Source organism: Lysinibacillus sp. C5.1 (genome assembly GCF_016350185.1).
GTDB classification, from domain to species: domain Bacteria; phylum Bacillota; class Bacilli; order Bacillales_A; family Planococcaceae; genus Lysinibacillus; species Lysinibacillus sphaericus.
On the sequence record NZ_CP066226.1, the window covers coordinates 506,610 to 519,297 of the forward strand.

Consider the following 12,688-nt stretch of genomic DNA (forward strand, 5'->3'; position numbering starts at 1 on the left):
TATCGTTCCCTATTTCTATTTTCATGTATAATAAAATCAACTGAATATTATAAAGGTTCTTTACTTAAGTAAAGTGAAAAGGGAAATCGGTGTAATTCCGATGCGGTCCCGCCACTGTAAGTGTGAGTTTTTTCAATGGATGCCACTGAAAGCTATTTTGGGAAGGCATGAAAAAGCATTTGGAGCACGAGCCAGGAGACCTGCCTTTATAGAACATTACATTTCAGCCTACGAGGATAGGATGGTGGTTTTTTTGTGCAAGCCCGCCTCTCGTTAAATGGACGAGGGCTTTTTTTATGTTTTGTAAGGCGACTATCGATAACCATTGAAAATAAAGGTGAGCAATCTCCATATTTAATAATGACAATCCCTATACTATCGATCAATCAAGTTAACAGAGCTAAAAAATGCACATACAATCTAAGGAGGATTCACAATGAAAAAGTATTGGAAGATAGGATTATCAGCATTTTTGGCAATGGGTTTACTTGCAGCATGTGGAGCACAACCGAAAAACGAGCAATCTGCATCAGAGCAGCAGGAGCAACAAGTAACCAAACAAGAAGAAGCAACATTTCCAGTGACAATAAAAGATGCTACTGGCAAAGATATCGTGCTAGAAGCACCGCCTGAAAAAATTGTTTCTCTTATTCCGAGTAATACAGAAATATTATTTGGGCTTGGCTTAGATGACGAAATTGTCGGCGTCAATGATTATGATGATTATCCACCGGAGGCAGCTAAAAAAGAAAAAGTCGGCAGTATGGAGTTCAATATTGAACAAATTATCGCCTTACAGCCAGATATTGTGTTTGCTCATGAATCAGGAATGGCTTCTTTAGATGGAGCGATGGAGCAGCTTGAGGCAGCAGGTGTAAAGGTATTTGTAGTGGCGAATGCAAGCGATTTTAATGAAACTTATACGACGATTGAGCAATTAGGACGCGCAACTGGTAAGTTACCGGAGGCACAAAAAATTATTGCTAATATGAAAGCCAAAGTGGAAGAAATCCAAGCGAAATTGCAGGATGTGGAACCAAAGAAAGTCTTTGTCGAAACGTCAGATGAGCCTGAAATCTACACACCTGGTAAGGATACATTTATGCAGGAAATGCTAAATATGATTCATGCTGAAAATATTGCAGCCGATACAACTGGTTGGTTCAAAATTGATGCGGAGCAAATTATTACAAAAAATCCAGATGTCATCGTTGTCACATACGATTATGTGCCAAATATTTTAACGAAAATTCCGCAACGTGCAGGCTTTGATACTATTACAGCTGTAAAAAATAAAGCAATTGTACAAGTAGATGAAAATTTAACAAGTCGTCAAGGCCTGCGTTTAGCAGATGGGCTTGAAGAGTTAGCGAAAGCCGTCTATCCAGAGGCTTTCGAGTGAGTAGAGCATTATTAGCCTATATTACAGCCATTACGTTACTTCTTGTTAGCATCTGGTGTGGCGTATCAATAGGCTCGGTTCATATTCCATTTGAAGTATTTTGGAATAGGGCGGCAGATGAAACAGCCGCTAATATTTTATGGAAAATTAGGTTGCCACGCGTATTGCTGGCAGGACTTGTTGGCGCATCGTTGGCGATTGCAGGGGCAGCCTTCCAAGGATTATTAAAGAATCCATTGGCAGATCCTTATACACTAGGTGTATCTTCGGGAGCGTCAGTAGGTGCTGTGGTGACATTATTTTTTGGTATCTCGATACCGGTTGTCGGGCTGTATGCATTACCAACGCTTAGTATGGTGGGTGCGGTACTAACAATGGTAGCTGTCATGAGCTTTGCCAGAATAGTCGACCGTGCACTGAAAATGGAAACACTTATTTTAACAGGTGTTATTTTTAGTTCTTTTTTAGGATCTCTTATATCCTTAATGATTGCATTATCAGGAGAAGAACTCCGCCAAGTGATAGGCTGGTTGCTTGGTTCAGTTTCGATGCGGGGCTGGCCGTATGTGCAGATGATTACACCATTTGTTGTCATAGGTTCTGCTATTCTGTGGACGCAAAGACGAGAGCTCAATGTTCTATTATACGGAGAAGAACGTGCAAAGCATTTAGGTGTCAATGTAAAGCGTAGTAAATATTTAATTTTAGTAGGGGGCTCCATGCTGACTGGTGCGGCTGTTGCTGTTTCTGGCACAATCGGTTTTGTCGGTTTAGTTGTGCCACATATGACACGCATGATTTGGGGTTCGGATCACCGTCATCTATTGCCGTTATCATTTATCAACGGCGCAACATTGCTAATTATTTGTGATTTAGTGGCGCGAACGATCATTATCCCTCGGGAATTACCAATAGGCGTTATTACTGCATTTATCGGTGCTCCTGTCTTTTCTTATATTTTCTATAAGCAACGTAGAAGCAAGGGGGTACGTGTATGATTATCGTTGAACACCTATCGGGTGGCTATGAGGACGTACCTATCGTCAAAGATGTTAGTTTTACCGTTGAAAAGGGGAAAATCCTTGGCATTTTAGGACCGAATGGTAGTGGTAAATCGACATTATTGAAAGTCATTAGTGGTCTATTGCCTGCAACAGCAGGAACGGTTTTTTTAGATGGCAAAAATATTAAACACTATAGTCCACGCGCGCTGGCGAAAAAGATGGCCGTCTTACCACAATTACATGCCAATGCATTTTCAAATACCGTGCGGGAAGCGGTATCGCTCGGTCGTTACCCGCATCAATCTGGTTTTTTTTCCAATTGGTCAGAGCAGGATGAACGAGCTGTTCAATATGCCATGGATCAAACAGGCGTAGCACGCTATGAGCATACATCGATGGAATTTCTATCGGGCGGCGAGCAACAACGGGTTTTTGTAGCGCAAGCTTTGGCGCAAACAGCAGAAGTATTATTGCTAGATGAGCCGACCAATCACTTAGATATTGCCCATCAACGTCAACTTTTGGATATGGTGCGTAAGGAAGCAATCGAGTGCGGTTTAACAGTTATTATGGTGCTACATGACATGAATTTAGCCTCTCTTTATTGTGATGAATTATTGTTAATGGAGAGTGGCTCTGTGCGTGCTTTAGGTGTACCACATAAGGTGTTAATAGCTTCACAAATTGAGGATGTATATCAGGCACGGGTAACAACCTATGCCCACCCTGAAATACCGAAACCGCAAATTACAATTATGCCATCAACCAATGAATATCAGCAACGCGCTGACATCGTAAAAGAAGACTTTCGAGTAACGCCAGATTATATTCAACTAAAATCAACCATTCCTTTAAAAACCGTTTCTTCGGCTGTTCATAATCCTGGTATAGGATGGTATGACTGTCTATTAAATCGTTCAGTGCCAGGAGATTATGTTATTAGTGATGTTAAACAAGAAGTTGCGGACTTTTTACAAAGGGAGCATTTTTCACCGACAAGCACAGTTGTTATGTTAACGGCTGTTCCTACACAACTGTTTGCACTTAATGAATATAGCACTGCCTTTGGGAGTGTGTTTGTTGTGGTAACAGCAGGTGTTGGCAATGCTGTAGATGTCTCTCGTACACACGAACGGCAGGATACGCCATATATTGGTACTATCAATACGTGGGTTGTCATCAATGGCTGTTTATCGGAAGAGGCATTTTTTCAAGCATTGATGACTGCAAATGAAGCTAAAACAAAGGCTTTACAATCAGAAAACATTCGGGATCATTTAACTGATACGATTGCGACTGGTACTGCGACCGATAGTTTGCTTATTGCGGCAACGCAAAAGGGTGAGGAAATGCGCTATGGTGGACCGATTACGGCTGTTGGTAAGATTATTGGTAAAGGTGTTTATGAGACGACGGTGCAAGCAATTCAAAATTATAAAAATAAAGCATAGGAGTGGAACAGGATGAAACTTTACACAAAAACAGGCGATACAGGGAAAACAAGCTTAATTGGTGGGCGTGTCGACAAAGATAGTCTACGTGTGGAAACATACGGGGCAATTGATGAATTAAATTCATTTATCGGCAAGGCTGTTAGTGAATTAGATCGCGCGTTATTTAAAGATATTTTAGTGGATTTAGAAACGATTCAACATGAGCTTTTTGATGCAGGCGGTGATTTAGCAAATGTTATGAAGGAACGTCATTATAAGTTAACGGAAGCACCGATTGAAGTACTAGAGGCGCGAATAGATGCATTGTCAGACGAAGCGCCACCATTAGAGAAATTTATCTTACCTGGTGGAGCGCCGGCCGCTGCAACATTACACATCGCACGTACAGTTGCACGCCGAGCAGAGCGCCAAATGGTAACGCTAATGAAAGAAATTGAAGATGTACCGACTATTGTACAAAAATATTTAAATCGTTTATCAGATTATTTATTTGCCGCAGCACGTGTTGTGAATGCACGTTTAAACTTACCTGATATTGAATATATTCGTAGTGGCAATGTCTTTAAAAAATAACTTAAGTAGAGAAGAAGGCAGCAACGCATAACAGCAAATAAACAAAAGATTTGAGCCTAACGATGCAAAAAAAGAACCATTTTTAAAATAAATATTTTAAGCGGAATTTATGACGATGAATACAAGTAATTGTAAGATAAAACGATAAATTCAAATGCCAAAAAGCTACTCCGAAAGTAAAAATCAGGGTAGCTTTTTTGCTTATAAAATGTAAGAATATAAAATTATCAGAAATTTTTTCGTTTTATGTTGACTGAATGCTCACTCATTTATTAGAATGTGGATATAGTGGTGAAATGTCATACATTTACGTTTGAGCTAGAAATATTAACACAAAGAGAGAAAATTTACGACAAACTAAAGGGGGGACCAACCATGAGTCCATTAGTAATTGCAAACATTGTTCTAACAGTCGTGGTTGTGCTTTATGCAGTAGGGTTATTTATCTATCTGTTAAAAACACGCTATAAATTTGTGCAATTGGGGAAAAAGGTTGAGTTTGATGAAAGTGTCCAAGAACGCATTCGTTATTTAATGGTGAATGTGTTTGGTCAAAATAAGCTGTTAAAGGATCCTAAAAGTGGTTTAATTCACGTGATGTTCTTTTATGGTTTCTTAATGGTTCAGTTAGGGGCTATCGATTTAATTTGGAAGGGGTTAGTACCAGGCTCTCATTTACCACTTGGCATGTTCTATGGTGTATTCACATTCTTCCAAGAGCTAGTAGTATTAATGATTTTAGTGGCGGTTGTCTGGGCATTTTATCGTCGCTATGTGGAAAAACTAGTACGTCTAAAACGAGGCTGGAAAAATGGTCTTGTATTGATTTTTATTGGTGGCTTAATGCTTTCAACATTGCTGGCAAACGGTATGGGTCTTATCTGGCATGGCGAAGGTTTAACGTACACAGAGCCTGTTGCTTCTAGCATTGCAGCAATTTTTAGTTTTTTACCAACGTCTGCAGCAGCAACTGTTTTCTATATAGCATGGTGGGCTCATTTATTAATATTATTAACGTTTTTAATTTATGTACCGCAATCGAAGCATTTCCACTTGATTGTCAGCCCTATCAATGTGTATATGAACCGCTTAGATCGCACAGGTACGTTAACGCCAATCGACTTCGAGGCGCTTGAGGAAGCTGGAGAAAATGCTGAAAGTGAAGACGATATCCCATCTATCGGGGTAGGACGTATTCAAGACTTTACGCAAAAACAAATGCTAGATTTATATTCTTGTGTAGAATGTGGCCGTTGTACAAATATGTGCCCAGCAACAGGAACTGGCAAAATGCTTTCACCAATGGATTTAATCGTCAAGCTTCGGGATCATTTAACATTTACGGGTGCGGTTGTAACAAAGCAAAAACCGTGGGTGCCTTATCAATTTTTTGCAAATACAAAGGGCAATCAGCTTGCAATGGCAGCAGGTGCTGAAGGGGCAGTAATTGAGGATATTTATAGTCCATCTTTAATCGGGGATGTAATTACAGAGGAAGAGATTTGGGCATGTACAACTTGCCGTAACTGTGAAGATCAATGTCCTGTTATGAACGAGCATGTCGATAAAATCATTGACTTACGTCGCTACTTAACGATGACGGAAGGAAAAGTAAACTCAGATGCACAGCGAGCAATGACAAACATTGAACGCCAAGGAAATCCTTGGGGACTAAATCGAAAAGAAAAAGAAAACTGGCGTGATTTAGACCCAACAATCCATATTCCAACCGTGAAGGAACTGAAAAAATCAGGCGAGGAAATGGAGTACTTGTTGTGGGTAGGCTCTATGGGTGCTTTTGATAATCGCTCTCAAAAAATTGCTTTAGCTTTCTGCCGTCTAATGAACGAAGCGGGCGTGAAGTTTGCAATTCTAGGAAATAAAGAGAAAAACTCAGGGGATACACCACGTCGTTTAGGAAATGAATTTTTATTCCAAGAGTTGGCAACAGCCAATATTGATGAGTTTGAGAAAAATGATGTAAAGAAAATCGTCACAATTGATCCGCACGCATATAATATCTTTAAAAATGAATATCAAGATTTTGGTTGGAAAGGCGAAGTCTATCACCATACGGAATTACTAAATCAATTGATTGAAGAAAATCGTTTAGTACTGAACTATGAAGTAGAGGAAACAATTGTCTTCCACGACTCTTGTTATTTAGGTCGTTACAATGATGTCTACGATGCGCCACGTGAAATTTTACGAGGCATTCCAGGTGTGAAGCTGGTGGAAATGGAACGCAATCGTGAAACAGCCATGTGCTGTGGCGCAGGTGGTGGCTTAATGTGGATGGAAGAGCATGTTGGCAATCGCATCAATGTAGCACGAACAGAGCAAGCGTTAGCAACGAATGCTTCAGTTATTTCTTCAGGATGCCCATACTGTTTAACGATGTTAGAGGACGGTACAAAGGCAAAAGAGGTTGAAGATACTATCAGCACATTCGATGTAGCAGAATTACTAGAACGCTCTGTGTTTGGGGAAAAAGTGAAAACTGTCGCAGACAATGTTGATGAACTAACAGAAGAAATGCTAGAAGAAGTGGTAGCATCTGTTGACTCACAAGAGCAAGACAAGAATGAAGAGCTAAACGCAGAGAAATGATAATTATTGTAGAAATATTTTCTTTATCTGAAAAATATAAATTGCACAATAATTAATTGTTTTGTAGAATAAGATTAATTGGAAATGGGAGTTATTAAAAAACTCCCATTTTTTATCGAGAAGAGTCGAGCGAGCGTTCAGTCAACAATGATCGCTTTGATACTTCTTCGAGTAACGTAAAACAAAAGGGGTGTTTTACTTGAATAGAGCTGTAATATTAGCAGGAGCAAGAACGGCATTTGGTAAATTTGGTGGTTCACTTTCCACTCTTAGCGCCAGTGACTTAGGTGCTATCGCCATTAAGGGCGCATTGGAAAAGGCAAATATCGCTCCAGATGCAGTAGGTGAAGTAATTTTAGGGTCAGTTTTACAAGGTGGGCAAGGACAAATACCATCAAGACAGGCTTCACTGAAGGCAGAATTACCAGTAGCAGTCAAAACTGAAACGATTAATAAAGTTTGTGCGTCGGGGATGCGCGCAGTAACATTAGCCGATCAGTTAATTCGTTTAGGGGACGAAGAAGTAATGATTGCTGGTGGTATGGAATCGATGTCAAATGCACCGTATTATCTTCAAAATGGTCGCACAGGTTTACGAATGGGCGATTCAACAATGGTAGACGGCATGCTTTATGACGGTTTAACTTGTGCCTTTAATCAGGCAAGACCACCTATGGGGAGCTACGGTAATAAGGCAGCAGGTGAATTTTCCTTAAGTCGTCAAGAACAAGATGCATGGGCTGTCCGCAGTCATGAACGTGCGATTGCAGCCATTGAACAAGGTTATTTTGCCGAGGAGATTGTGCCTGTACAAATCGCACAACGTAAGGGTGATCCGCTTGTAGTCAATACCGACGAAGCACCAAGACCTGGCACTACGCAGGAAGTGCTCTCTAAGCTCAAGCCAGCCTTTGAAAAGGATGGTTCCATAACAGCAGGCAATGCACCAGGTGTCAATGATGGCGCATGTGCTCTTGTCATCATGAATGAAGACCGCGCAATACGGGAAGGTAGAGAGCCACTCGCTGTCATTATCGGTCATGCAGAACTGGCAATTGAACCAGAAAATTTCCCGCAAACACCAGGTCTTGTGATTAACAGCCTACTAAAAAAGACGGGGAAATCATTAGCTGACATCGATTTAATTGAAATCAACGAAGCCTTTGCAGCAGTAGCGCTTATTAGCAACCAGTTGGCAGATCTTGATGCAGAAAAAGTAAATGTCAACGGTGGTGCAGTAGCGCTAGGTCATCCGATTGGCGCATCCGGTGCACGCATTATCTTAACACTGGCACATGAATTAAAACGCCGTGGTGGTGGAATCGGGATTGCGGCAATTTGTTCAGGTGGCGGGCAAGGCGATGCCATAATGATTGAAGTACCAAAACAAAGGGGACATGAATAATGGGAATTCAAAAAGTAATGGTAATTGGTGCAGGGCAAATGGGTTCAGGGATTGCGCAAGTTTGTGCACAAGCTGGCTATGACGTGTTATTGAATGATATACAGCAATCCTTTTTTGAGCGTGGATTAAGCGTTATCACAAAAAGCTTAACACGTGATGTTGAAAAGGGTCGTAAAACAGCAGATGAAAAAATGGCTATTCTAAGTCGCATTCAGATGTCACTAGATTTAAAGGATGCTAGTGATGTTGATATTATTATCGAGGCAGCAGTTGAAAATATGGAAGTGAAGCAATCCATTTTCAAGCAATTAGATACAATTGCACCTGCTCACGCCATACTGGCGACAAATACATCATCTCTGCCGATTACAGAAATTGCAGCAGTCACAAACCGGCCAGAGCAAGTAATCGGGATGCACTTTATGAACCCAGTACCTGTTATGAAGCTTGTCGAAATTATTAGAGGTTTAGCGACGGCTGACGAGGTTTACAAAGCTGTGGAAGAAATGACTGTAAAGTTAGCAAAAACACCAGTGGAAGTAAATGACTTCCCAGGCTTTATTGCAAACCGCATTTTACTGCCGATGATTAATGAAGCAATTTATGCATTATATGAGGGAGTCGCATCGAAAGAAGCGATCGATGATGTGATGAAGCTGGGCATGAATCATCCGATGGGGCCATTAACATTAGCAGACTTTATCGGCTTAGATACATGTTTATCTATTATGGAAATTTTACATGAGGGCCTAGGTGATAGTAAGTACAGACCTTGTCCTTTATTACGCAAATATGTAGCAGCAGGTTGGCTAGGTAAAAAATCAGGAAGAGGCTTTTACGTTTACGAATAGTCCTATGGGGATGGGATATTCACAATAATTACACCTAGGCGTAATGGTGTTCAGATTTTGGAGTGCAGGCTCAATAAAATTTGTGCTAGCCATCGAGGTCTTAACTTACTTTAGCTAGGCGTTACATTTAGAGGGCTTTTGCTAAAAGTATGTTAATGTGTAATGCTACGTGACAGCATAGAGGGGTGACATTATAGATGCATTTACAATTTACGGATGAGCAATTAATGATGCGTGATATGGTGCGCGATTTCTCACAGGAGAAAATCGCACCGTGGGTAGAACGAATGGAGGCTGGTGAGTTTCCGCGTGAACTGCTTACACAAATGGGTGAATTAGGTTTAATGGGCATCACAACCCCAGAAGAACTAGGTGGCTCTGCGATGGATTTTACTTCGTATATTATCGCAATCAATGAATTATCAAAAGTGAGCGCAGTGATGGGTGTTATATTATCAGTACATACGTCTGTAGGTACAAACCCAATTATTTATTTTGGTAACGATGAGCAAAAACAACGTTATGTTCCGAAGCTAGCAGCAGGTGAATATTTAGGGGCATTTTGTTTAACAGAGCCAAGTGCGGGTTCGGATGCAGGCTCCTTACAGTCAAAAGCAGTGCGTGATGGTGATGAATATGTCATTAACGGCTCAAAAGTATTTATTACAAACGGAGGCGAAGCAGATGTTTATATCGTTTTTGCCTCCACTAATCAAGCTGCAAAAACACGTGGCATTTCAGCATTTATTGTTGAAAAGGGTACGCCGGGCCTAATTATAGGCAAGGATGAGCACAAAATGGGGCTACATGGTTCACGTACGGTCCAATTAACATTTGATAACTGTCGAATTCCGGTCGCTAACCTTCTAGGGGAAGAAGGAGAGGGCTTCAAAATCGCAATGGCAAATTTGGATGTGGGGCGCATAGGAATCGCGGCACAAGCTTTAGGAATCGCTGAAGCAGCTCTTGAAGCAGCGACTGCATACGCCAAAGAGCGTGTGCAATTTGGCAAACCAATCGCCGTACAGCAAGGAGTTGGCTTTAAGCTAGCCGATATGGCAACGGCTGTAGAAGCGGCAAAATTGCTTGTGTATCGTGCAGCTGATTTACGTGCGAAAGGTTTACCATGTGGAGCAGAGGCATCAATGGCAAAACTCTTTGCTTCTCGAACAGCTGTACAAACAGCGATTGAAGCCGTACAAATTTTTGGTGGCTACGGCTACACCGAGGATTATCCAGTAGAACGTTATTTCCGTGATGCTAAAGTGACAGAAATTTACGAAGGTACAAGTGAAATTCAAAAACTAGTGATTAGTAAATATTTAATTTAATAGAGTGCCAACATTCGTAAAAGAATTTAGTTTATGCACACGTATTTATAGGCAATTCAATAAAGGAACAGGCGAACTTCATTAAAATTAAAGGGGAAATGGACAATGAACTTTCAATTAACAGAAGAACATGAACAATTACGTGAAATGATTCGCGACTTTGCTTTAAATGAGGTAGCACCAACAGCCGCAGAACGCGATGAAAATGAAGAATTTGATCGTGCCATTTTTGATAAGATGGCTGAATTAGGCTTAACAGGTATTCCGTGGCCAGAAGAATATGGTGGTGCAGGCTTTGACTACCTTGCCTATGTCATTGCTGTTGAAGAATTATCTCGTGTATGTGCTTCGACAGGGGTAACATTATCTGCTCATACTTCTTTAGCAGGTTGGCCGCTATATAAATTTGGTACTGAAGAACAAAAACAAAAGTACCTGCGACCAATGGCAGAAGGCAAACATATCGGTGCTTATGGTTTAACAGAGCCAGGTTCTGGTTCGGATGCTGGTGGTATGAGAACGTATGCAAAACGCGATGGCGATGATTATATTCTAAATGGTTCAAAGATTTTTATTACAAACGGTGGCGTAGCAGATACATATATCGTATTTGCAGTAACAGACCCAGAAGCGAAAAACGGCACGTCCGCTTTTATCGTTGAAGCAGGTTTTGCAGGTTTTTCAGTCGGTAAAAAGGAGAAAAAACTAGGGATTCGTTCATCACCGACAACAGAAATTATTTTCGATAACTGCCGTGTACCAAAAGAAAACTTACTTGGGGCTGAAGGAGACGGCTTTAAAATTGCAATGACAACACTTGATGGTGGACGTAACGGCATTGCAGCTCAAGCAGTAGGAATTGCGCAAGGTGCTTTAGATGCTGCGGTTGAATATGCCAAAGAGCGTGTACAATTCGGTAAGCCAATTACTGCAAACCAAGGTGTGTCCTTTAAATTAGCGGATATGGCAACGCAAATTGAAGCATCTCGTCTGCTTACATACCAAGCTGCTTGGTTAGAGACAAACAATCTTCCTTACGGTAAGGCATCGGCAATGGCAAAGTTAATGGCTAGTGATACAGCAATGAGCGTCACAACTGAGGCAGTTCAAGTCTTTGGTGGTTATGGTTACACGAAAGATTATCCAGTAGAACGCTTTATGCGTGATGCGAAAATTACTCAAATTTACGAAGGTACACAAGAGATTCAACGTCTTGTTATCTCGCGTATGTTGACGAAATAATTTATGACAGAAAAGAACAAAAGACCCCAAGTCCAGTCAACCGTGAAAGACGAAAATCTCATTGCCATCCGCCGAGAACAAATGATTCAAGGTGCTATTAAATTATTTAAAGAAAAAGGATTCCATCGTGCTACTACAAGAGAAATTGCTAAAGCAGCAGGTTTTAGTATCGGTACATTATATGAATATATTCGTACAAAAGAAGATGTACTATACCTCGTTTGTGATAGCATCTACCACCATGCGATGGAACGTCTATCAAGCTATGAGATAAAGGCAGGAACGATAGAAGAGTTAAAAGAAATGATTCGTGAGTATTTTTTACAAATCGATAGCATGGTAGATGAATTAACAATCATGTATCAGGAAACGAAATCATTATCCAAAGAAGCACAGCGTTATGTTTTTAGTAAAGAGTTTGAGATGGTTGCCACTTTTGAACGATTGTTAAAACGGTGCGTACAGTCAGGGGAACTAACAATGACTGATCAGCAAATTCATTTAGCAGCAAATAATTTAGTTGTTCAAGGTCAAAGCTGGGCGTTCCGCAAATGGGCGCTTCACCGTCAACATACGCTTGACGAGTATATTGAAATGCAAACAACATTGTTCATTTCAGGCATTAAGGGGTTTTAATAAGTTCCAAAGGGGTTTGTCGGTAATTGCATAATGCGACATTGCAATTACCGATTTTTTTCATAATGGCGTATGGCGCAGAGCTGATGGTATTTCACTAGGCTCAAGAAGCCCATACAATGTGTCGATTTTTCATTTGAACGAGTCGGAAGCTGGCATTTAACAGTGATTCACTGCTTG

Annotated in this window: 10 protein-coding genes and 1 riboswitch; all 10 genes read left to right on the plus strand. The window is 40.8% G+C overall.

What is annotated here, in order from left to right:
- Window positions 1–36: 36 nt before the first annotated feature.
- A riboswitch (cobalamin riboswitch) is annotated at window positions 37–222 on the plus strand.
- A gap of 214 nt (window positions 223–436) precedes the next feature.
- The 10 genes from I5435_RS02345 (at window position 437) to I5435_RS02390 (ending at window position 12,508) form a co-directional block, all read left to right on the plus strand.
- Entirely contained in the window at window positions 437–1,402 is a 966-nt protein-coding gene (locus I5435_RS02345) for an ABC transporter substrate-binding protein (RefSeq protein WP_337983172.1), read from the plus strand.
- A complete protein-coding gene (locus tag I5435_RS02350; protein ID WP_024362867.1) occupies window positions 1,399–2,400 on the plus strand; it encodes a FecCD family ABC transporter permease in 1,002 nt (333 codons plus the stop codon). Before I5435_RS02345 ends, I5435_RS02350 begins: the two co-directional genes overlap by 4 nt.
- A complete protein-coding gene (locus I5435_RS02355) occupies window positions 2,397–3,857 on the plus strand; it encodes an adenosylcobinamide amidohydrolase (protein ID WP_337983173.1) in 1,461 nt (486 codons plus the stop codon). The genes I5435_RS02350 and I5435_RS02355 overlap by 4 nt, the downstream gene beginning before the upstream one ends.
- A gap of 12 nt (window positions 3,858–3,869) precedes the next feature.
- A complete protein-coding gene (locus tag I5435_RS02360; RefSeq protein ID WP_024362869.1) occupies window positions 3,870–4,433 on the plus strand; it encodes a cob(I)yrinic acid a,c-diamide adenosyltransferase in 564 nt (187 codons plus the stop codon).
- A 375-nt stretch (window positions 4,434–4,808) separates the two neighbouring features.
- Window positions 4,809–7,043, plus strand: coding sequence for a heterodisulfide reductase-related iron-sulfur binding cluster (locus I5435_RS02365; RefSeq protein WP_024362870.1), 2,235 nt, complete (start codon window positions 4,809–4,811; stop codon window positions 7,041–7,043).
- A gap of 199 nt (window positions 7,044–7,242) precedes the next feature.
- On the plus strand, window positions 7,243–8,448 hold the full coding sequence (locus tag I5435_RS02370) for an acetyl-CoA C-acetyltransferase (RefSeq protein WP_025218577.1): 1,206 nt from the start codon (window positions 7,243–7,245) through the stop codon (window positions 8,446–8,448).
- On the plus strand, window positions 8,448–9,299 hold the full coding sequence (locus I5435_RS02375; RefSeq protein WP_337983174.1) for a 3-hydroxybutyryl-CoA dehydrogenase: 852 nt from the start codon (window positions 8,448–8,450) through the stop codon (window positions 9,297–9,299). The genes I5435_RS02370 and I5435_RS02375 overlap by 1 nt, the downstream gene beginning before the upstream one ends.
- Before the next feature lie 197 nt (window positions 9,300–9,496).
- Entirely contained in the window at window positions 9,497–10,630 is a 1,134-nt protein-coding gene (locus I5435_RS02380; protein ID WP_024362873.1) for an acyl-CoA dehydrogenase, read from the plus strand.
- Between the two features lie 105 nt (window positions 10,631–10,735).
- Complete coding sequence (locus I5435_RS02385) at window positions 10,736–11,872, plus strand: acyl-CoA dehydrogenase (RefSeq protein WP_337983175.1); 1,137 nt, start codon at window positions 10,736–10,738, stop codon at window positions 11,870–11,872.
- Window positions 11,873–11,875: 3 nt separating this feature from the next.
- On the plus strand, window positions 11,876–12,508 hold the full coding sequence (locus I5435_RS02390) for a TetR/AcrR family transcriptional regulator (protein WP_024362875.1): 633 nt from the start codon (window positions 11,876–11,878) through the stop codon (window positions 12,506–12,508).
- Window positions 12,509–12,688: the final 180 nt, after the last annotated feature.

Excerpts from the sequence above, each read along its gene's own strand:
- I5435_RS02375 (WP_337983174.1), top strand. The coding sequence starts at position 8,448 with ATGGGAATTCAAAAAGTAATGGTAATTGGTGCAGGGCAAATGGGTTCA.
- I5435_RS02355 (WP_337983173.1), top strand. The coding sequence starts at position 2,397 with ATGATTATCGTTGAACACCTATCGGGTGGCTATGAGGACGTACCTATC.
- I5435_RS02380 (WP_024362873.1), top strand. The coding sequence starts at position 9,497 with ATGCATTTACAATTTACGGATGAGCAATTAATGATGCGTGATATGGTG.
- I5435_RS02390 (WP_024362875.1), top strand. The coding sequence starts at position 11,876 with ATGACAGAAAAGAACAAAAGACCCCAAGTCCAGTCAACCGTGAAAGAC.
- I5435_RS02345 (WP_337983172.1), top strand. The coding sequence starts at position 437 with ATGAAAAAGTATTGGAAGATAGGATTATCAGCATTTTTGGCAATGGGT.
- I5435_RS02360 (WP_024362869.1), top strand. The coding sequence starts at position 3,870 with ATGAAACTTTACACAAAAACAGGCGATACAGGGAAAACAAGCTTAATT.
- I5435_RS02365 (WP_024362870.1), top strand. The coding sequence starts at position 4,809 with ATGAGTCCATTAGTAATTGCAAACATTGTTCTAACAGTCGTGGTTGTG.
- I5435_RS02385 (WP_337983175.1), top strand. The coding sequence starts at position 10,736 with ATGAACTTTCAATTAACAGAAGAACATGAACAATTACGTGAAATGATT.